16 protein-coding genes are annotated in these 19,633 nt (G+C 71.9%); 8 read left to right on the forward strand and 8 right to left on the reverse strand.

What is annotated here, in order from left to right:
- Nucleotides 1-39: 39 nt before the first annotated feature.
- Genes AB0P25_RS11350 through AB0P25_RS11360 form a run of 3 tightly spaced genes read left to right on the forward strand, consistent with a single transcriptional unit; the run spans nucleotide 40 to nucleotide 3,908 of the window.
- Nucleotides 40-1,419 (forward strand): amino acid permease, encoded by a 1,380-nt coding sequence (locus AB0P25_RS11350; protein ID WP_363807391.1) that lies wholly within the window; start codon nucleotides 40-42, stop codon nucleotides 1,417-1,419.
- Between the two features lie 44 nt (nucleotides 1,420-1,463).
- Nucleotides 1,464-2,474, forward strand: coding sequence for a LacI family DNA-binding transcriptional regulator (locus AB0P25_RS11355; protein ID WP_363807392.1), 1,011 nt, complete (start codon nucleotides 1,464-1,466; stop codon nucleotides 2,472-2,474).
- Between the two features lie 39 nt (nucleotides 2,475-2,513).
- The gene (locus tag AB0P25_RS11360) at nucleotides 2,514-3,908 is read left to right on the forward strand and encodes an MFS transporter (protein ID WP_363807394.1); all 1,395 of its coding nucleotides are present in this window, start codon (nucleotides 2,514-2,516) and stop codon (nucleotides 3,906-3,908) included.
- 15 nt (nucleotides 3,909-3,923) lie between these two features.
- On the opposite strand, the gene AB0P25_RS11365 is transcribed toward AB0P25_RS11360, so the two are convergent.
- On the reverse strand, nucleotides 3,924-4,616 hold the full coding sequence (locus AB0P25_RS11365) for a FadR/GntR family transcriptional regulator (protein WP_363807395.1): 693 nt from the start codon (nucleotides 4,614-4,616) through the stop codon (nucleotides 3,924-3,926).
- 116 nt (nucleotides 4,617-4,732) lie between these two features.
- Here AB0P25_RS11365 and AB0P25_RS11370 point away from each other — a divergent pair, with 116 nt between their 5' ends.
- A complete protein-coding gene (locus tag AB0P25_RS11370; protein WP_363807397.1) occupies nucleotides 4,733-6,163 on the forward strand; it encodes a gluconate:H+ symporter in 1,431 nt (476 codons plus the stop codon).
- The gene (locus AB0P25_RS11375) at nucleotides 6,160-6,669 is read left to right on the forward strand and encodes a gluconokinase (RefSeq protein WP_363807398.1); all 510 of its coding nucleotides are present in this window, start codon (nucleotides 6,160-6,162) and stop codon (nucleotides 6,667-6,669) included. Before AB0P25_RS11370 ends, AB0P25_RS11375 begins: the two co-directional genes overlap by 4 nt.
- Before the next feature lie 2 nt (nucleotides 6,670-6,671).
- Here the strand turns inward: AB0P25_RS11375 and xylB are convergent, their stop codons facing one another.
- The 6 genes from xylB to AB0P25_RS11405 all read right to left on the reverse strand — a co-directional run bounded on the left by xylB (nucleotide 6,672) and on the right by AB0P25_RS11405 (nucleotide 15,044).
- Nucleotides 6,672-8,102, reverse strand: coding sequence for a xylulokinase (gene xylB / locus AB0P25_RS11380; RefSeq protein ID WP_363807399.1), 1,431 nt, complete (start codon nucleotides 8,100-8,102; stop codon nucleotides 6,672-6,674).
- A gap of 104 nt (nucleotides 8,103-8,206) precedes the next feature.
- Complete coding sequence (gene xylA / locus AB0P25_RS11385; protein WP_363807401.1) at nucleotides 8,207-9,397, reverse strand: xylose isomerase; 1,191 nt, start codon at nucleotides 9,395-9,397, stop codon at nucleotides 8,207-8,209.
- Nucleotides 9,398-9,479: 82 nt separating this feature from the next.
- On the reverse strand, nucleotides 9,480-11,786 hold the full coding sequence (locus AB0P25_RS11390; RefSeq protein WP_363807402.1) for a glycoside hydrolase family 3 N-terminal domain-containing protein: 2,307 nt from the start codon (nucleotides 11,784-11,786) through the stop codon (nucleotides 9,480-9,482).
- A gap of 30 nt (nucleotides 11,787-11,816) precedes the next feature.
- A complete protein-coding gene (locus tag AB0P25_RS11395; protein ID WP_363807405.1) occupies nucleotides 11,817-12,698 on the reverse strand; it encodes a carbohydrate ABC transporter permease in 882 nt (293 codons plus the stop codon).
- The gene (locus AB0P25_RS11400; protein WP_363807406.1) at nucleotides 12,695-13,741 is read right to left on the reverse strand and encodes a sugar ABC transporter permease; all 1,047 of its coding nucleotides are present in this window, start codon (nucleotides 13,739-13,741) and stop codon (nucleotides 12,695-12,697) included. Before AB0P25_RS11400 ends, AB0P25_RS11395 begins: the two co-directional genes overlap by 4 nt.
- 13 nt (nucleotides 13,742-13,754) lie before the next feature.
- Nucleotides 13,755-15,044 carry an extracellular solute-binding protein gene (locus AB0P25_RS11405; RefSeq protein ID WP_363807407.1) on the reverse strand — a complete coding sequence of 430 codons (1,290 nt, stop codon included), beginning with the start codon at nucleotides 15,042-15,044 and terminating at the stop codon, nucleotides 13,755-13,757.
- Between the two features lie 110 nt (nucleotides 15,045-15,154).
- Between AB0P25_RS11405 and AB0P25_RS11410 the strand changes: the two genes are divergently transcribed.
- A complete protein-coding gene (locus AB0P25_RS11410) occupies nucleotides 15,155-16,153 on the forward strand; it encodes a LacI family DNA-binding transcriptional regulator (RefSeq protein ID WP_363807408.1) in 999 nt (332 codons plus the stop codon).
- Between the two features lie 73 nt (nucleotides 16,154-16,226).
- On the opposite strand, the gene AB0P25_RS11415 is transcribed toward AB0P25_RS11410, so the two are convergent.
- Nucleotides 16,227-17,201: an acetylxylan esterase gene (locus tag AB0P25_RS11415; protein WP_363807409.1), complete on the reverse strand. Its 975-nt coding sequence runs from the start codon at nucleotides 17,199-17,201 to the stop codon at nucleotides 16,227-16,229.
- Between the two features lie 141 nt (nucleotides 17,202-17,342).
- Between AB0P25_RS11415 and AB0P25_RS11420 the strand changes: the two genes are divergently transcribed.
- Nucleotides 17,343-18,353, forward strand: coding sequence for a LacI family DNA-binding transcriptional regulator (locus AB0P25_RS11420; protein WP_363807411.1), 1,011 nt, complete (start codon nucleotides 17,343-17,345; stop codon nucleotides 18,351-18,353).
- Between the two features lie 90 nt (nucleotides 18,354-18,443).
- The gene (locus AB0P25_RS11425; protein WP_363807413.1) at nucleotides 18,444-19,631 is read left to right on the forward strand and encodes a Gfo/Idh/MocA family oxidoreductase; all 1,188 of its coding nucleotides are present in this window, start codon (nucleotides 18,444-18,446) and stop codon (nucleotides 19,629-19,631) included.
- The last annotated feature ends 2 nt before the right edge of the window (nucleotides 19,632-19,633 follow it).

Genomic DNA, 19,633 nt, shown 5'->3' on the forward strand with positions numbered 1-19,633 from the left:
GGTTCGCCCGGTGTCGGGGGTCCGCGCCATCATGGTCACATGACGGAACGCGGGCCCTCGACCACGCGCGCCCACGGTCCGGAGCCTGAGCTGCCCGACCCGCGGGTGCCGGATGCGCCGCACGGCACGCTCGGCGTCGCGGGCGGTACGGCGCTCTACATCGCGGCGGTGCTGGGCACGGGCATCCTGGTGCTGCCGGCGCTCGCGGCTGCGGCCGCCGGGCCAGGTGCGATCCTCGCCGTCGGGGCGCTCGCGCTGATCTCCGTGCCGCTCGCGGCCACGTTCGCCGCCCTGGCGCGTCGCCACCCGGACGCCGGCGGCGTCGCCACGTTCGCGCGTCGCGCCTTCGGACCGGATGCCGCCCGGATCATCGGCTACTGGTTCTACTTCGGCACGCCGATCGGCGCCCCGATCGCCGCGCTGATGACCGCACGGTACGTGGTCGCGGTCATCGGCGGCGACGCGCTGGCGACGACCCTCATCGCGGTCGGCCTGATGGTGATCCCGGTCGCCGTCACGGCCTTCGGCGTGCGGTTCGCCGCCTCCGTGCAGCTGGTCCTCTCCGGCGCGCTGGTCGCCGTGCTCGTCTTCGTCCTCGCGGCCGCGGCGCCGCACGGGCAGGCCGCGCACCTGCAGCCTCTGCTGCCGCACGGCTGGGCGGGCGTCGGACTCGCCATGTCCCTCTACATCTGGGCGTTCGCCGGGTGGGAGGCCGTGGCGGGCATCGGCGGGGAGTTCCGGAACCCGCGGCGCGACATCCCCCGGGCGACCGCCCTGGCGTTGATCATCGTGTCGGTCGCGTACCTGGCCATCCAGACCGTGACCGTCACGGTCCTGGGGTCGCAGGCCGCCACGAGCGCCGTGCCGCTTCTCGACCTGGTGCAGGTGTCGACGGGATCGGGAGGCGCCATCGTGGTGGCCGTCATCGCCGCGATCGTGGTCACCGGCGTGTTCAACGCCTACCTCGCCGCGTTCAGCAAGCTCGGCGCGGCCATGGGCCGCGACGGCGACCTGCCGGCGTGGTTCGGCCGCGGTGCCGAGAACGGCGCGGTCGCCCGCCGGGGGCTGCTGCTCTCGGCCGTCGTCATGGCGGTGTACTCCGTCGTCGTGCTGTCGAGCGGCGACCTGCAGCCGTTCATCCTCGTGCACACCAGCATCGCGGCGGCGGTCTACGGCCTGGGCGTCGCATCCGCGCTGCGGCTGCTGCCTGCGCGCTCGCTCGGCTGGTGGATGGCGCTGCTCTCGTGCGTGCTCGCCGCCGGCCTCCTCATCCTCGCGGGCTGGCACCTGGTGTTCCCGGCCGGCGTCGCCGTCGTGGCGCTCGTGGTCGGGCTCGTCGCGCGGCGGACGCGTCGGGGGCGATCGGCCTCGGGCGACGCGGGTGCGCCCGAACCGCTCCCGCGCGCCGATCGCGCATAATAGGGGCACCGCGGACCCGACCCGCGGCAGGCGAGGGGGACCCGGTGACGGAGCACCAGCGCGCCGCGAGCATGCGCGACGTCGCCGCGCTCGCCGGGGTGTCGCACCAGACGGTGTCCCGCGTGATCAACGGCCACCCCAGCATCCGCGAGTCCACCCGGCAGCGTGTGCAGGAGGCGATGCTCCAGCTGCACTACCGGCCCAACCGGGCGGCCCGCGCGCTCGTCACCGCCCGGTCCCGGACGATCGGCGTGCTGTCGACCACCGCCGCGGCCCTTTACGGTCCGGTGTCGAGCATCAACGCGATCCAGGACGCGGGCCGCGCCGCCGGATACTCGGTGGCCGTCGCGCAGCTCCCCGACCTGACCGGCGAATCCATCGAGGCGGCCCTCGACCATCTGCTCGCGCAGTCCGTCGAGGGGATCGTCGTCATCGCCCCGCAGGAGGTGGTGATCGAGCAGCTCCAGTCGGCCCGCCTCGGTGTGCCGTACGTCACGTTGCAGGGCGGTCCGTCGTCTCTGCAGCGCGAGCTCACCGTCGACCAGGTCGCCGGTGCGCGCGCCGCGACGCGGCACCTGGTGTCGCTCGGGCACCGGCGGATCGTGCACGTCTCCGGGCCGCTCGCGTGGTTCGAGGCGCAGGCGCGCGTCCACGGGTACCGCCAGGAGCTCGCCGACGCGGGTCTCGCACCGGAGCCGGTGCCCGAAGGGGACTGGACCGCCGAGTCGGGGTACCGGCTGGGGCTCGAGGTGCTGCGCGACCCGGGGGTGACCGCGGTGTTCGCATCCAACGACCAGATGGCACTCGGGATCTACCACGCGGCCTACCAGCTCGGTCGACGCCTCCCGGAGGACCTGAGCGTGGTCGGTTTCGACGACATCCCGGAGGCCGCGCACTTCTGGCCACCGCTCACGACCGTCCTGCAGGACTTCACCGACCTCGGCCGCCGCAGCGTCGAGAGCCTGGTGGCCGAGATCGAGGGCGGCGAGGAGCTGACCGCTGTCAGTCTGCTGCCGGATCTGATCGTCCGGTCGTCCACCACGGAGCTCGCCTGACCCCTCGCGGCGTCGGTGGCCAGGCCTAGGCTGGAGCCCATGAGCTCGCGCGACCTGGACTCCGTGTCGACCGGCTCCGCATCCCCCGACCGCGCGGTGTCCGGCGGCGTCCTGAGCCCGCCGTTCCGCTGGACCAGCATCGGGATGTGCCTGCTCATCATGCTGGCGGCGTTCGAGGCGCTGGCGGTCACCACGATCATGCCCGCGGTCAGCCGGGAGCTCGATGGGGCGGCGCTCTACGCGTTCGCCTTCGCCGGTCCGCTCGCGGTGAGCGTGGTCGGCATGGTCGCCGCCGGCGCGTGGGCCGACCGGGGCAATCCGCGCAGCGCGCTGATCGCCTCGGTGGTGCTGTTCGCCGCGGGCCTGCTGCTGGCGGGCACGGCGCCGACGATGGGGCTGTTCGTGGCGGGTCGCCTCGTCCACGGGCTCGGCGGGGGAGCGCTCACCGTCGTGCTCTACGTGATCGTGGCGCGGGTGTACCCGCCGCGGCTGCATCCCCGCATCTTCGCCGGCTTCGCAGCCGCGTGGGTGATCCCGTCGCTGATCGGTCCGTTCATCGCCGGCCTCCTCGCCGAGACGGTCGGCTGGCGGTGGGTGTTCCTCGGTGTCGTGGCGCTGACCGCGCTCGCCATGCTGATGGTCGTGCCGGTGATGCACGGCGTGCTCGAGCCCCCGGCGGACCCGGCGCCGTTCCGTCCGGCGCGGCTGCTCTGGGCGGTGCTGCTGGCGGCCGCGGTGCTCGCGCTGACGCTCGCAGCGGAGGCGACCGGGCCGGTCCAGTGGGTCGTGCCGGTGGTCGCCGCCGTGCTGGCCGCGTTCGCTCTCCGCCCGCTGGTGCCGCGGGGTGTGCTGCTCGGTCGGCGCGGGCTGCCGAGCGTGATCCTCATGCGCGCGATCGTGGCCGGGACGTTCTTCGCGTCCGAGGTGTACGTGCCCCTTCTGCTCGTCACCGAGTACGGCCAGTCGGCGGCGGTCGCCGGACTGGCGCTGACCGCGGCCGGGCTGACCTGGTCGGCGGCGTCCTGGGTGCAGGGCCACTTCCCGCGCATCGGCAACCGGCTCGCCGCCCGGCTCGGCGCGCTCGGGCTGACGATCGCGCTCGCGGCGCTGATCGCGACCGCGGTGTGGCACCTGAGCCCGGCCGTCGCCGTGATCGCCTGGGCCTTCGCGGGCGGCGGGATGGGCATCCTCTACCCACGGCTCGGCGTGCTGACCCTCGAGTACTCGACCGACGACGACCAGGGCTTCAACAGCTCGGCCCTGTCGATCTCCGACGCGACCGGGTCGGCTGTGGCGCTGGCGGCGACGGCCATCGTCTTCGCGGCGCTGCGGGAGGCGGGGGGCGGGTGGCCGTTCGTCGGCGCGTTCGCCGTGTCCGCGCTGCTGTGCGTACTCGCGTGGCTGGTCGGCCCGCGCATCCTGCGGCGCGCCTGACGCTCGTCGGCGTGGCTAGCGCGCCAGTCGCTGGACGGCGCCGTCCGCCTCCTCGACGATCGCGCGGGTCGCCGCCTCGGCAGCCGCGCCGTCGCCCCGGCGGATCGCCGCCGCAACCTCCTCGTGCAGCCGGATCGCCTCCGGATTCGCCGTTCCGGGCATGAGGGAGTGCTCCGTCCGCCCGATCAGGGCCTCGGCGACCGCGTCGCTGAGCGCGGCGAACACGGGGTTGCCTGACGCCTCCAGCAGCACGCGGTGGAAGTCGCGGTCGTGCGCCAGGTACTCGTCGCGGTTCGCTGAGCGCTGGGTCGCCGACATCCCGACGATCGCCGCCGTGAGGTCGCCGCATTGTTCGGGTGTCGCGCGCTCCGCGGCGAGCCGGGCGGCGACGGGCTCGACCGCCCGCCGCAGCTCGCTGAGGTCTCCCAGCGCGCGCATGCGGTCCGGCCCGGCGAGCCGCCAGCTCAGGATGCGCGGGTCGAGCGCCTGCCACGCGGTCTCCGGCAGCACGACCGTCCCGCGGCGCCGGCGCGCCTGAACGAGGCCGAGCGATTCCAGTACCCGCAGGCACTCGCGCAGCACCGTGCGCGAGATCCCCAGCCCTTCGGGCGTCAGGACCGTGCCCACCGGGATGTCACCCGCGACGATCCGCGCGCCGAGCGAGGCGATGGCCTGCTCGTGCAGGGAACCGGGTGGCGGCTGCGTCACCCCTTCATTATCGACTGTGCGTAATTCGTCCGCAAATATGAGCACCGATTCGACACAAATCTGATTTATTCCTAGAGTGATCCCTGCCTCATCCGGATTCACGACCAAGGACGTTCATGACCACAGCACTTCTCGGGCGCCTCGCTGCCGCCGCGCCCGCCCCCACCCCCGCCCCGGAGCCGACCGGCCCCGAGGGCCAGCTGATCATCGCCGCGCTCGTCGGCATCGCGGTGATCGTCATCCTGATCACCTGGCTCAAGCTCCACCCGTTCCTGTCGCTGCTGCTCGGCTCGCTCGTGGCCGGCCTCGCGGCGGGCATGGCGGCCGACAAGGCGATCGCCAGCTTCATCACCGGCTTCGGCAACACGATGGGCAGCGTCGGCGTGCTCATCGGCCTCGGTGCGATGTACGGCAAGCTGCTCGCCGACTCCGGCGGCGCCGACCGGATCGTCGACACGCTGGTCTCGCGCACCAGCGCCCGGATGCTCCCGTGGACCATGGGCGCGGTCGGCGCGATCATCGGCCTGCCGATGTTCTTCGAGGTCGGCCTCGTGCTGCTGATGCCGGTGATCATCCTGGTGACCCGCCGCTCCGGCCTGCCGCTCATGCGCATCGCGCTGCCGACGCTCGCGGGCCTCTCGGCGATGCACGGCCTGGTCCCGCCGCACCCGGGTCCGCTGGTCGCCATCGGCGCGCTGGGCGCGAACCTCGGACTGACCCTGGCCTTCGGCGTCATCGTCGCCATCCCGGCCATCGCGATCGCCGGCCCGCTGTTCAGCCGTGTCGCCGCACGGTGGGTGCCGGCGGGCGTCCCCGCGCTGTTCGTCGCGGACGAGGCCGAGAAGGCCGGCGCTCGCCGCCGTCCGTCGTTCGCCGCCGCGCTGATCAGCATCCTGCTGCCCGTCGTGCTCATGCTGGGCAAGGCCGTCGCCGACATCGCGACGCCGGCCGACGCCGCGCCGGTCTGGAAGGTCGTGCTCGACTTCCTCGGCACCCCGGTCATCGCGCTGACCGTCGCCGTGCTGGCCGGTCTGCTCCTCCTGGGCCTGGGCGGCGGGATGGACCGCAAGGCCATGCAGAACAGCCTCAGCGCCTCCCTTCCTCCGATCGCGGGCATCCTGCTCATCGTTGGCGCGGGTGGCGGCTTCAAGCAGGTGCTGGTCGACACCGGCATCGGTCAGGTCATCGCGGGATGGGCGACCGGCGCGAGCGGGATCGTCGTGCTGCTCCTCGCCTGGACGGTCGCGGCCCTCATCCGCGTCGCCACCGGCTCGGCGACCGTCGCGACGGTGACCGCGGCCGGCATCCTCCTGCCGCTCACCGAGCACCTGTCGACCCCGATGGTCTCGCTCATGGTCCTCGCGATCGGTGCCGGCTCGGTGTTCCTGTCGCACGTCAACGACGCTGGCTTCTGGCTGGTGAAGGAGTACCTGGGTCTCAGCATCCCGCAGACGCTGAAGAGCTGGACCGTGCTCGAGTGCCTGATCTCGGTCGTCGGCCTGGCCGGCGTCCTGATCGTGAGCCTGTTCGTCGGCGGCCTCGGATGACGCCGGTGCGCGCGGTCGTCGTGATGGGCGTCGCGGGGTGCGGCAAGTCCACGGTCGCCGCCCTCGTCGCAGCCCGGCTCGGGTGGGAGCTGCTGGAGGGCGACGCCCTTCACCCCGCGGCCAACGTCGAGCGGATGGGCGCGGGGATCCCGCTCACCGACGAGGACCGCGCGCCCTGGCTCGCCTCCATCGCGTCGTGGATGGGGGAGCGCCGGCCGGTCGTGGTGGCCTGCTCGGCCCTCACCCGCCGCTACCGGGATGTTCTCCGGGCGGACGACGTGCTGTTCGTGCACCTCACCGGCTCGCCCGACCTGCTGGGGGATCGCCTGGCCGCGCGCGAGCACCACTTCATGAAGGCGGGCATGCTGCAGAGTCAGCTGGCCCTGCTGGAGCCGCCGGCGCACGACGAGCGCCACCTGACGCTCGACATCGACGCGACGCCGGCCGAGCTGGCCGAGCGGGTGGCGGCGGCGCTGGCCGAGAGGGACCGCGTCGCCGTCGGCTGAACTCAGGAGCGGGCGGCGGCGTACTGCTCGCGGATGACCGGGCGCGTGTCGACGGGCAGGGTCGCGGCGGTCTCGACCGTCCACGACGGGCGTGTGCCGGTCAGCGCCCAGGCCGCCTGCACCGCTCCGCCGTCGGCGACGTACTCGCCGGGTGACGGCACCTCGACCGGCGCGTCGAAGACCTGCGCGGCGACCTGTGCGACCGCCGGGTTCTGCGCCGCGCCGCCGATGAGCAGGATGCGGCGCTCGCGGACCCCGACGGAGCGCACGGCGTCGAGGCCGTCGGCCAGCCCGCACAGCATCCCCTCGATGGCGGCGCGCGCCAGGTTCGCGGGGATCGTCGACGCCAGGGTGAGGCCGTGGACGCTCGCCTTCGCATCCGGCAGGTTCGGCGTCCGCTCACCTTCGAAGTACGGCACGAGCACGACGCCGCCGGAGCCGGGCTCCGCGGTCAGCGCCAGCTCGGCGAGCCGGTCGAAGTCGACCGACAGGAGACCGGCGATGGAGCCCAGCACGCGCGCGGCGTTGAGGGTCGCGATCAGCGGAAGGGAGACCCCGGACGCGTCGGCGAAGCCGGCGACGGTGCCCGAGGGATCGGCGACGGGCTGCTCGGTCACGGCGAAGACGGTGCCGGAGGTCCCGATCGAGACGACCACGTCGCCTTCGGCGGCGCCGAGTCCGAGGGCGGCGCCCGCGTTGTCGCCCGCGCCCGGACCGACGAGCACGCCGGACGGCGTACGGCCGGCGGCCTCCGACGGTCCCAGCACGCGGGGGAGCACCACGGCGTCCCCGTCGCCCGAACCGGCCTCGCGGCCCGGGCGCCCGAGCGCCCGCTCGAACAGGTCGGGGTCGTACGCCCCGGTCGCCGCACCCCAGTACGCCGTGCCGCTCGCATCCGAGCGGTCGGTGGTCAGCGCCTCCAGATCCGGCCCGAGCTCGCTCTCGTCCGCGGGCCCGTAGCCCCGCAGGCGCCAGGTCAGCCAGTCGTGCGGGAGCGCGACCGCGGCGACCCGCGCCGCGTTCTCCGGTTCCGCACCCCGCAGCCAGCGCAGCTTCGTCGCGGTGAAGGACGCGACCGGCACCACGCCGACGCGGCGCGCGTACTCGTCCGCGCCGACCTCGTCGATCAGGTCGCGGGCCGCCTGCGCCGAGCGGGTGTCGTTCCAGAGCAGGGCGTCGCGGATGACGCGGCCCTCCGCATCCAGCACCACCATGCCGTGCTGCTGACCGGCGATCGAGATCGCGTCCACATCGTCCAGCCCGCCCGCTGCCGCGAGGGCATCCTGCAGCGCGGACCACCACGCGGCCGGGTCGACCTCCGTGCCGTCGGGATGCGCGGCACGCCCCGAGCGCACGAGCGCGCCCGTCTCGAGGTCGCGCACGACCACCTTGCAGCTCTGGGTCGACGAGTCGACTCCCGCAACCAGCGTCATCTCGCTGTCTCTTCCTTCCACGGGTCGAACGAGTGAAGTGCACGTCGTTGCGGCCGACACGCCGGTCGGATGCGCAACGACGTGCACTTCGAGGGGTTCAGCGGTCAGCGGGCGCCCAGCAGGTGCTCGAGAGCCAGCTGCTGCAGGCGCACGAAGCCGAAGCCCTTCGCGCCGAAGTACGCGCTCGGGTCGAAGTCCTCGTAGGCGCTGCGGTCGGAGAGCAGGTCGTCGTACGTCTCGCCGTCGGCCAGGGTCGGACGCGACAGCTCGATCACGCGGGACGCCTCCAGCTGCTCCTGCACCTCGGGGTCGGCGCGGAACGCCTGCGCACGCTCCTTGAGGAGCAGGTAGGTGCGCATGTTCGCGGCCGCCGAGTCCCAGACGCCGGTGATGTCCTCGGTGCGGGAGGGCTTGTAGTCGAAGTGACGCGGGCCGTCGTAGGCCGGGCCGCCGTCGGCGCCGCCGTTCTCGAGGAGGTCGACCAGAGCGAATGCGTTCTGCAGGTCGCCGTGGCCGAAGACGAGGTCCTGGTCGTACTTGATGCCGCGCTGCCCGTTGAGGTCGATGTGGTAAAGCTTGCCGTGGTACAGCGCCTGGGCGATGCCGGCGGCGAAGTTGAGGCCCGCCATCTGCTCGTGGCCGACCTCGGGGTTGAGGCCGACGAGCTCCGGGCGCTCCAGCGAGTTGATGAACGCCAGCGCGTGGCCGACGGTCGGGAGCAGGATGTCGCCGCGCGGCTCGTTCGGCTTCGGCTCGATGGCGAAGCGGATGTCGTAGCCCTTGTCGGTGACGTAGTCGCCGAGCAGGTTCACGGCCTCGCGGTAGCGCTCGAGCGCGGCGCGGATGTCCTTCGCCGCGTCGTATTCGGCGCCCTCGCGGCCGCCCCACATGACGAACGTCTTGGCGCCGAGCTCGGCCGCCAGGTCGAGGTTGCGCAGCACCTTGCGGAGCGCGAAGCGACGCACGGCGCGGTCGTTGGAGGTGAAGCCGCCGTCCTTGAAGACCGGTGCCGAGAACAGGTTCGTGGTCACCATCGGCACGATGATGCCGGTGTCGGCGAGGGCCTGCTTGAGGCGGTCGATCTGCTTCTGGCGCTCGGCGTCGGTCGAGCCGAACGCGAAGAGGTCGTCGTCGTGGAAGGTGAGGCCGTAGGCGCCGAGCTCGTCGAGCTTGTGCACCGCCTCGACCACGTCGAGCTGGGGGCGGGTGGGGCCGCCGAACGGGTCGGTGCCGTTGTAGCCGATGGTCCACAGACCGAACGAGAACTTGTCGGCGCGGGTGGGGGTGAGGCTCATGGATGTTCCTTCAGCGTCGTCGGTGATTTGTTGTTTCAATAAACTTATACCGCACGGAGGCGTGCAGCGCGAGAGTTGAGGCTCAGACGGCACCCACGGTAGCCGTCTCGGCCTCCGACGTCACCAGGCGGGCGTCCGCGGCGGTGACCTCGTGGACCGGGCCGGCGATCGTCAGCGCCGCCGTGGCCTCGCGCACGTCGCACGACGGCCCGACCCACAGCTCCACGGCGCCCGGCTCCACGATGCGGCGGAACGCCGGGTCCGAGAACGCGAGACGTGTCGTCGGCACGGCGAACCGCACCACCGCCTCCTCGCCAGGCTGCAGCTCGATGCGGTGGTAGCCGAGCAGCTGCGCCACCGGACGCGTCACGCTGGCGTGCACATCCCGGGCGTACAGCTGGACGAGGTCGGTCGCGGCGCGGTCTCCGGTGTTCCGGACGCGCACGCTCGCGGTGAACGTGCCGCCGGCGGCGACCTCCGCGTCCACGGTCAGCTCGGACCGCTCGAACGTCGTGTACGAGAGCCCGTGCCCGAACGGCAGCACCGGGGTGCTGTCCGCGCTCGTGATCTCGTTCGGTCCGCCGAGGATCGGGTGGAGGTACGAGTACGGCTGCGCGCCCGCGGAGCGGGGGAGGGAGACCGGCAGGTGACCGGACGGAGCGACCCGGCCGGAGAGGACCGCCGCGATGGCACGGCCGCCCTCCTCGCCCGGGAAAAATGCTTGCATTACGGCCGCGGGGGCGGTGACGCCCTCGACAGCCCAGCCGATCGCGTACGGACGGCCGGAGAGCACGACGAGCACGACGGGCGTGCCGGTCGCGACGACCCGCTCGACCAGCTCGCGCTGGATGCCCGGCAGCTCCAGGCTCTCCACGTCGTTGCCCTCGCCGACCGTTCCGCGGCCGAACAGGCCCGCGCGGTCGCCGACGATCACGACCGCGACTTCGGCGGCGCTCGCGGCGGCCACGGCCGCCGGAATGCCCGAGCGGTCGTCGCCCTCCACGTCGCAGCCGCGCTCGTGCACGACCTCGGCACCGGCGAACTCCCCGCGCACCGCCTCCAGCACCGACGGCAGCTCGAAGCCGAGCGGCACCTCCGGGTGGTGGGCCAGCACGTGGTTGGCGAACGAGTAGCAGCCCATCAGGGCCTCGGGGGCGTCCGCGTTCGGGCCGAGCACGGCGATGCGACGGGGAGACGTCGCCAGCGGCAGCGTGCCGTCGTTCGTGAGCAGCACCAGCGACTCCTCGGCCAGGCGGAGCGCCACGTCCCGGTGGGCGGGCGTGTCCAGGTCGATCGAGGTCGGCGGGTTGTCGAACGTCTCGTCGAGCAGCCCGAGCTCCTCCTTCTGCGCCAGCACGCGCAGCACGGCGCGGTCGACCAGCGCCTCGTCCGTCTCGCCCGAGCGGATGCGCTCGACCAGCGGCTCGAGGAACGCGTCGCCCGTGGGCAGCTCAACGTCGATCCCGGCGGCGAGGGCCAGGGCGGCCGCCTCGCCGAGGTCGGCCGCGACGCCGTGCATCGTGTGCAGGAAGGCGACCGAGAAGTAGTCCGAGACGACCGTCCCGTCGAAGCCCCACTCGTCGCGGAGGATCCCCGTGAGGTATTCGGGCGAAGCACCGATGGGCACCCCGTCGATCTCGGCGTACGAGTTCATGACCGACCGCACCCCGCCATCCCGGACCGCCATCTCGAACGGCTGCAGGAGGGTGTCGCGCACCTCGCGGGGGCCGGCGTGCACGGGCGCGTGGTTGCGACCGGCCTGCGAGGCCGAGTAGCCGACGAAGTGCTTCAGCGTCGCGTGGACGCCCGCGCCCTGCAGGCCGCGCACGTAGGCGGTGCCGAGGGTTCCGACGACGTACGGGTCCTCGGCGATGCACTCGTCAACCCGGCCCCAACGCGGGTCGCGGATCACGTCGAGCACGGGCGCGAGGCCCTGGTGGATGCCGAGCTCGCGCATCGAGAGCCCGATCAGCCCGGCCATCTCCTCCACCAGCTCGGGGTCGAAGGACGCACCCCACGCCAGCGGGGTCGGGAACGTCGCCGCCTTCCAGGCCGCGAGCCCGGTCAGGCACTCCTCGTGCACCAGGGCGGGGATGCCCAGTCGGGTCTCCTCCTTCAGCCGGCGCTGCTCCGACCACAGCCAGGCGGCGCGCTCGGCAGGGTCGACCGGGCGGGTCCCGTAGACGCGCGTGAGCTGGCCGAGGCCGTGCTCGGTGGCGTCCGCGTAGGCTCCGGGGTTGCCCATCTCGCCGGCCATCGGCGCGACCAGCTCGTCGCCCTTGTCGACCCAGTACCCGACGAGCTGCGCGAGCTTCTCCTCGAGGGTCATCTCGCCGAGCAGCGCGCGCACCCGCTCGGAGGGCGCAGTGGGATGGAGGGATTCGGTCATTTCGGATCTCACTTCTAGCGGAGCGGGCGGTCAGCCCTTGACGGCGCCGGTCAGGCCGCCGACGATGCGGCGCTCGAACAGGCTGAAGAACACCAGCGCCGGGATCATGGACAGGGAGGTGAAGGCCAGGACCTTCGCCGTGTCCTGCGAGTACTGCGACGAGAACGCCTGCACTCCCAGCGGCAGGGTGAACGTCGCCTCGTTGTTCAGGAGGAAGAGCGGCAGCAGATAGCTGTTCCAGCTGGCGATGAAGGCCAGGATGCCGACTGTGATCACGCCCGGCAGGGAGAGCCGGAGCACCATCCGCCAGAAGAACCCGAGCCGGCTGCATCCGTCGATGAACGCGGCCTCCTCGATCTCGTCCGGGATGGCCCGCAGGAACGGCACCAGGATGATGATGGTCGTCGGAAGGGCGAAGGCGATCTGCGGCAGGATGACGCCCCCGAGCGAGTTCATCAGGCCGATGTTGCGCACCACGATGTAGAGCGGCGTGATCGCGACGGTGATGGGGAACATCAGGCCGGCAGCGAACAGGGCGTAGAGGAAACCGCGACCCCGGAACTTGTAGCGCGCCAGCACGTAACTCGCCATCAGGCCGAGCACGATCACGCCGAGGGTGGTCACCAGCGCGACGATCGTCGAGTTGCCCACCTCCTGCCAGAAGGTGCTGCCGCTGAGGACGCTCAGGTAGTTCTGGACGTTCCACGGGTTCGGGAACCCGGCCGGGTCGACCGTGATCTGCGAGTTGGTGCGGAAGCCGCCGAGCACGATGTACGCGATCGGCACGAGCATCAGGGCGATGACGACGAGCGCCACGAAGTAGATGATCGGCGAGCCCCAGGGTAGGCCCTTCTCCTTGCGCCGGGTCGTACCCGGGAGCGTGGGCTCGGGAGTGGCGGTGAGGGTCGTCATCGTCCCTTCCTTTCTGCGCGCTGCGCCTTCCGGCTGTCGCCGGTGATGGCGCCCGCGGTGTCGCGCCGGAGCACGAACCGCTGGTAGACGAGTGCGACGATGAGCGAGATCAGGAAGATCACGACGGCGACGGCGTTTCCGTAGCCGAAGTTGCCCGCGTTGCGGCCGTTCGCGACCATGTACGTCGCCATGGTGGAGGTGCCGGCCGTCGATGCGACGTACTGGCCCCAGATGATGTAGACGAGGTCGAACAGCTGCAGCGCCCCGATGATCGAGAGGAAGGCCCAGATGCGCAGCGTCGGGCCGAGCAGCGGCAGCGTGATGCGCCGCTGGATCTGCCAGTAGGACGCGCCGTCGAGCGCAGCCGCCTCGTACAGCTCCTCCGGGATGCCCTGGAGGCCGGCGAGGAAGAGGATGACGGCGAAGCCGACGTACTTCCAGGTCAGGATGCCCATCAGCGTCCAGATCGCGAGGCTCGGGTCGGAGAGCCAGTCGTGGACCAGGAAGTCGAGGCCGAGGTTCTTGAGCATGCCGTTCAGCGCGCCGTTGGTGGCGAGCATCAGGCTCCAGCCCGTGCCGACCACGACCTCGGCGATCACGTAGGGCACGAAGATCAGGACGCGGATGATCGACTGGCCGCGCATCTTGCGGTTGAGCAGCAGCGCCAGCAGGATCGCGATCGGACCCTGCAGCACGATCGACATCACGACGATGAACGCGTTGTGCGCCAGCGCCTGCTGGAACGCCGAGTCCGTGAGGATCGTGATGTAGTTCTGGAGGCCGACGAAGTCGGTCGGGGTCCCGTATCCGGCCCAGCGGAAGAAGCCGTAGTAGGCCGCCATCACGACCGGGGCGATCACGAAGCCCAGGAAGACGATGACCGCGGGTCCGGCCAGGAGGGCGATCTCCAGGCGTCCGGACCAGCGGCCCTTGCGGGGGCGGCGCCGGCGCGACGGGGGCGACGCGATCGCGTCGCCCCCGTCGTGCTGCGCGAGACCCGCGGCCGGCTCGAGGCCGGTGGTGTTCTCGCGGATATCAGTCACGAGCTAACCTGCCTCAGCCCTTCTTGGCGGCGTCGTTGGCCGCCTGGATGAGCTGCTTCGGGTCGCTCTTGCCGGCGAGCATGTCGACGACCGCGACGTTCAGCGCGTTGCCGACGTTCTGGCCGAGGACGGTGTCGAGCCACTGCGAGACGTAGGGCGCCTTGTTGTAGGCGGCCAGCACATCCTTCAGGTAGGGCTCGGTGACGACCTTCTGCGCCTCGGAGTTCACCGGCGGGGCGTTGAAGGCCTTGTAGTAGGCCTCCTGCTGGTCCGTGGTGGCCACGAAGTTGAGGAAGTCGGCGCACTCCTTGGGGGCCTTGACCGAGCACGAGTACCCGTCGACGCCGCCCATGATCGAGCCCGGCTCGCCCTTGCCGCCCGGAACCTCCGGGAAGGGGTAGAAGCCGAGGTCGGGCAGGGGCTTCTGGTCAGGCGTGAGGGACGCGATCACTCCCGGGTCCCAGGCGCCCATGAGCTCCATCGCGGCCTTGTGGTTCGCGACGAGGCCGGCGGAGCTGCCCGCACCCTGCTGGGCGGAGGTGGTGAGGAAGCCGTCGTTGAAGGGCTTGGTGTCGGAGAACTTCTGCAGGTCCTCCGCGGCCTTCAGCCAGCAGCCGTCCGAGAACGACTTCGAGTCGGCCGTCTTCTCCATGGTGGAGCCGGCGCACTCGCGCAGCGCAAACCAGTAGAACCAGTGCGCGGCGGGCCAGGCGTCCTTCGCGCCGAGCGCGATGGGGGCGACGCCGGTGCTCTTGAGCTTGGTGACGTCGTCGTTGAGGTCGCTGATCGTCTTCGGCGCGTCGGTGATGCCCGCGGCCTTGAACAGATCCTGGCTGTAGAAGAGACCGCCCGGGAGCACGGCGATGGGCATGGCCCACACCTTGTCCTGGTAGGTCTCGGCCTTGAACGAGCCCTCGGAGATGTTCTTCTTGGTCTCGGACGACACCTTGTCGGTGATGTCCATGAGCTGGCCGGCGTTGACCATCGCCGCCATCTTGCCGCCGCCTCGCTGCAGGAAGATGTCGGGTGCGTCGCCGGAGTTCAGCGCGGTCTGGAGCTTGCCGTCGAGGTCTTCGTTCTGGATCGACTGGACCTTGATGGTGACGTTCGGGTTCTTCTTCTCGAAGGCCGCGACGGCGTTCTTCCAGAACTCCTGGCCGGGGCCGGTGGTGGAGTTCTGCCAGAGGGTCATGTTGACCTTGCCATTGCTGCTCGAGCTGTCGGAGCCTCCGCTGCACCCGGTGAGGGCGAGCGCGCCGGCCATCACGACGGCCGCTCCGGTGAGGAGCTTGGTGCCTTTCATGTGATTCCAACCTGTTCTCTTCGTTGAGGTGGGGACGACAGGAGTGTCGCAAGCGGTGAGCACGGTGTCAAACGTTTTCGAAAACCTTTTCTACGGTATGCTCAACGGCCATGGGACGACGTCCGACCATCAATGACGTGGCGGAGGCAGCCGGTGTTTCGGTTGCCACCGTCTCGAAGGCTGTGAACGGCCGCTACGGTGTGGCGGTCGAGACGGTCGAGCGTGTGCTCCAAGTCGTGCAGGAGCTAGGGTACGAATCCAGCCTGGTCGCGAGCAGTATGCGGTCGCGCCGCACGGGCGTCATCGGCGTGCTCGTCGCGGACTTCGAGCCCTTCTCCGCCGAGATCCTGAAAGGCGTCGGCGCGGCCCTCCACGAGTCCCGGTACGACCTCCTCGCGTACAGCGGCTCACGGCAGCCCTCGAGCGAGGGATGGGAGCGCCGCTCGCTGAGCCGGCTGAGCGGCACGCTCATCGACGGCGTCATCATGGTGACGCCGACCGTGGTGAGCGCGAACGCGGACGTGCCGATGGTCGCCATCGACCCGCACACCGGCCGGGCGGACGTGCCCACGGTGGAGTCGGACAGCTTCGGCGGGGCGCGCAACGCGATCGCCTTCCTGATCGGGCTGGGGCACCGCCGGATCGCGTTCGTCGCCGGACGTCCGGATCTGCGCTCGTCGAGCCTCCGCGACGCGGGCTACCGCCGCGCGCTGGGGGAGGCGGGCATCCCGTTCGACCCCTCGCTCGTCGCGGTCGGCCGGTACGAGCACGACACCGTGAAGGAGGTCGCCCTGCCCCTGCTGTCACGGGCCGACCGGCCCACGGCGGTGTTCGCGGCGAACGACATCTCTGCGATCGCGGTGATCGAGGTGGCGGCGGAACTCGGCTTGGATGTGCCGCGCGACCTGTCCGTCGTGGGCTTCGACGACATCCCCGAGGCGTCGCAGTACAGCCCGCCGCTCACCACCGTGCGCCAGCCGATGCAGAGCCTGGGCGCGGCGGCCGCCGACCTGCTGATCGCCCTCATGAACGGCGAGACGCCGGAACGCACGCACCTGCGTCTCCCGACGCGCCTCGTCCGCCGCGCCACCACCGCCCCGCCCGCCTGACCCACCGCAGATTCGTGCCGAATGTGCGTTTTGGGGGCGCTATTCCGCACATTCGGCACGAATCGCGGAGGGGTCAGGCGCCGAAGCGGGCGGCGAGCCAGGCGGCCTGCGCGCGCCACTGGAGGTGGCCGCCGCCCTCGTGGTCGTTGAACGGGTAGACCTCGATCGCGCGGTCCTCCGCGGCGAGGTGGTTGTACGCGGCGAACGTCGTGGACGGCGGCACCACGGTGTCCATCAGCGCCACCGAGAACAGCGACGGCACGTGGATGCGGCGGGCGAAGTTCACGCCGTCGAAGTACGAGACCGTCCGGAACACGTCCTCGATCTCGTCGCGGTGCACGGACAGGTAGGTCGCGATCTCCTGGTACGGACCGCCGACCGCGACCTCGACGCCGCGGCGGAAGGCGCAGAGGAACGCGACGTCCGGCATCGCCGCGGCCACATCGTCCGACAGAGCCGCCGCCGCGAGCGCGATGCCGCCGCCCTGGCTGCCGCCCGTCACGGCGATCCGCGACGCGTCGACGAACGGCAGCTCGCGCACGGCGTCGACCGCGCGCACCGCGTCGGTGAACACCCGGCGGTAGTAGTACGTTTCGGGCGAGTGGATGCCGCGGGTCATCACGCCCGGAGTCGCCGGCCCGGAGCCGTGCGGGTCGGGGGTGTCGCCGCCGCTGCCCCATCCGCTGCCCTGGCCGCGCGTGTCCACGAACACGTGCACGTACCCCGCGAGCGCCCACGACACGTTCTCGCCGGCGAGCCCACGGCCGCCGCCGTAGCCCTGAAACTGCACGACCGCGGGCAGCGGGCCGTCCGCTCCGAGGGGGCGCGACACCCACGCCCGCACCGGTTCGCCGCCGAAGCCTGGGAACACGAGGTCGTCGACGACGAGCTGGGTGACCGGCGTCTCCGCCGGCGTCAGCTCGGGCACCCCGCCCGCCGCGCGCGCCTCGGCGATGGTGCGCGCCCAGAAGGCGTCGAAGTCGGCGGGCTCCTGCACCTCGGGGCGGAAGGTCAGCAGGTCGGCGTGGGACAGGTCGGTGAGCGGCATCGGTCTCGCTTTCGGCGCGGTTTTCCGGGGAGGGCCGGCGGCGGCGGGGTACACCCGGCGCAGGTCGGCGTGGCCGTCATTGTGGCACACCGCGACGACGCCGCCGCGAAGGGGGCCGAGTGGATGTGCGACAGTGGCACCATGTCCGAGCCCACCCGACCGACGCTGGAGGCGATCGCCCGCGAGGCGTCCGTGTCGCTCTCCACCGTGTCCAAGGTGCTCAACGGGCGGCCCGGCGTGGCGGCCGCGACGAGGCGGCTGGTCGAGGACCTGCTGCACGACTCCGGCTACGCCCGCCGCGGTGTGGATGCGGAGCGCGGCGAGACGGTCGAGCTCGTGCTCGAGAACCTGGCGAGCGAGTGGTCGGTCGAGGTGATCCGCGGCGTGGAGCGGGTCGCGCGGGAGGCGGGGCTCGCGATGACCCTGTCGACGATCGGCGACTACCACGCGGCCGGCGACGACCTCATCACCGGGGTGCTGCGGCGCAAGCCGGTCGCGGTGGTGCTGCAGTTCTCGAACCTCACGGCCGACCACCGGCGGCAGCTGCGGGCGCGCAACATCCCGTTCGTCGTCGTGGATCCGGCGGGAGACCCGCCGCCGGACGTGCCGGCGATCGGCGCGACGAACTGGGCGGGTGGGCTGGCCGCCACGCGTCATCTCGTCGCCCTCGGGCACGAACGCATCGCGGCGATCGGCGGTCCGGCGGACCTGCTGTGCTCGCGGGCGCGGGTGGCCGGGTACCTGGCGGCCCTGCAGGAGGCCGGTCTCCCGGCTCCGGCACCGGTCGAGTCCGCGGGCTTCTCGCGGTCGGACGGCGAACGGGAAGGGCACCGCCTGCTCGGCGTCGCGCCGGGGGACCGCCCGACCGCGGTCGTCTGCGCCAACGACATGCAGGCGCTCGGTGTGTACGACGCGGCGTTCGCGCTCGGCCTCGACGTGCCGGGCGACGTGTCCGTCGTCGGATTCGACGACGCGCCGTCCGCGTCCTGGGCCCGCCCGCCGCTCACGACCATCCGGCAGCCGCTGCAGGAGATGGCGGAGGAGGCCGCGCGGCTGGCGCTCCGCCTGCGAGCGGCGGCCGCGGAGAGCACCCGGCTGGAGCTCGCCACGAGCCTGGTCGAACGCGGCTCGACGGCGCCGCCGCGCGGCTGAACGAAAGTTTTCCAACCTCTGGCAGAAACTTGCTCCGGTTCGCGAGGCCGCTTTAGCGTCGCTGAGGGATCCACAGGAGGAAGGCCGACGATGACCGACGACACACCCCGGCTCCGGGTCGCCATGATCGGCTACGGCTTCATGGGCGCGGCGCACTCGCAGGGCTGGCGGACCGCACCGCGGTTCTTCGACCTCCCCGCCGAGCCGGTGATGGACGTGATCGTCGGGCGCGACGCCGCCCGCGTCGAGAACGCGCGCCGCCGCTTCGGCTGGCAGCGTGCCGCCACCGACTGGCGCGAGGTCGTCGCCGATCCGGACATCGACATCGTCGACATCTGCACGCCGGGCGACAGCCACGCCGAGATCGCGATCGCCGCGCTCGCCGCGGGCAAACACGTCCTGTGCGAGAAGCCGCTCGCCAACACGGTCGCAGAGGCCGAGGCGATGACGGAGGCGGCCGAGGGCGCCGCAGCGCGCGGCATCCGGTCGATGGTCGGCTTCAGCTACCGCCGCGTGCCCGCGATCGGGGTGGCCCGGCGGCTGGTGCAGGAGGGACGACTCGGCGAGATCCGTCAGGTGCGGGCGCTCTACCTCCAGGACTGGCTGCGCGACGAGGACGGTCCGATGACCTGGCGCCTCGACAAGGCGGCGGCCGGGTCGGGTTCGCTGGGCGACATCGGCGCGCATGCCGTCGACCTGGTCGAATACCTCACCGGCTCGCGGCTGGCCGGCGTGTCCGGCACCCTCGCGACCTTCGTCGAGGAGCGCCCGTTGCTCGGCGAGACGGTCGGGCTCTCCGGGACCGCCTCCGAGGAGCGCGGCCAGGTGACCGTGGACGACGCCGCCTGGTTCACCGCCCGCCTCGACGGCGGGGCGGCGGCCGGCGCGATCGGTGCCTTCGAGGCGACCCGCTACGCGACCGGCCGCAAGAACGCCCTGCGGATCGAGCTCAGCGGCTCGCGCGGGGCCATCGCCTTCGACCTGGAGTCGATGAACGAGCTGGAGTTCTACGATGCGACCGCCCCGGCCGGCGAGCAGGGCTTCGTGCGGATCATCGCGACCGAGCCCGAGCATCCCTACATGGCGAACTGGTGGCCCACCGGACACGCGATCGGCTACGAGCACGCCTTCAGTCACGAGGTGGTCGACTTCGTCACCGCCATCGCGGCCGGAGAGGACCCCGAGCCGTCGTTCGCCGACGGCCTCCACATCCAGCGCGTCCTCGACGCCGTCGAACGCAGCGCTGCTGACGGCAGCGCCTGGACCCCCATCCCCTGATC

This window comes from Leifsonia sp. NPDC077715, from assembly GCF_040686855.1.
Taxonomy (GTDB): Bacteria; Actinomycetota; Actinomycetes; order Actinomycetales; family Microbacteriaceae; genus Leifsonia.

What these genes read in the sequence shown, in the direction of transcription:
- AB0P25_RS11350 (WP_363807391.1), top strand. Translation starts at nt 40, where the DNA reads ATGACGGAACGCGGGCCCTCGACCACGCGCGCCCACGGTCCGGAGCCT.
- AB0P25_RS11360 (WP_363807394.1), top strand. Translation starts at nt 2,514, where the DNA reads ATGAGCTCGCGCGACCTGGACTCCGTGTCGACCGGCTCCGCATCCCCC.
- AB0P25_RS11370 (WP_363807397.1), top strand. Translation starts at nt 4,733, where the DNA reads ATGACCACAGCACTTCTCGGGCGCCTCGCTGCCGCCGCGCCCGCCCCC.
- AB0P25_RS11375 (WP_363807398.1), top strand. Translation starts at nt 6,160, where the DNA reads ATGACGCCGGTGCGCGCGGTCGTCGTGATGGGCGTCGCGGGGTGCGGC.
- xylB (WP_363807399.1), bottom strand. Translation starts at nt 8,102, where the DNA reads ATGACGCTGGTTGCGGGAGTCGACTCGTCGACCCAGAGCTGCAAGGTG.
- xylA (WP_363807401.1), bottom strand. Translation starts at nt 9,397, where the DNA reads ATGAGCCTCACCCCCACCCGCGCCGACAAGTTCTCGTTCGGTCTGTGG.
- AB0P25_RS11390 (WP_363807402.1), bottom strand. Translation starts at nt 11,786, where the DNA reads ATGACCGAATCCCTCCATCCCACTGCGCCCTCCGAGCGGGTGCGCGCG.
- AB0P25_RS11395 (WP_363807405.1), bottom strand. Translation starts at nt 12,698, where the DNA reads ATGACGACCCTCACCGCCACTCCCGAGCCCACGCTCCCGGGTACGACC.
- AB0P25_RS11405 (WP_363807407.1), bottom strand. Translation starts at nt 15,044, where the DNA reads ATGAAAGGCACCAAGCTCCTCACCGGAGCGGCCGTCGTGATGGCCGGC.
- AB0P25_RS11410 (WP_363807408.1), top strand. Translation starts at nt 15,155, where the DNA reads ATGGGACGACGTCCGACCATCAATGACGTGGCGGAGGCAGCCGGTGTT.
- AB0P25_RS11415 (WP_363807409.1), bottom strand. Translation starts at nt 17,201, where the DNA reads ATGCCGCTCACCGACCTGTCCCACGCCGACCTGCTGACCTTCCGCCCC.
- AB0P25_RS11420 (WP_363807411.1), top strand. Translation starts at nt 17,343, where the DNA reads ATGTCCGAGCCCACCCGACCGACGCTGGAGGCGATCGCCCGCGAGGCG.
- AB0P25_RS11425 (WP_363807413.1), top strand. Translation starts at nt 18,444, where the DNA reads ATGACCGACGACACACCCCGGCTCCGGGTCGCCATGATCGGCTACGGC.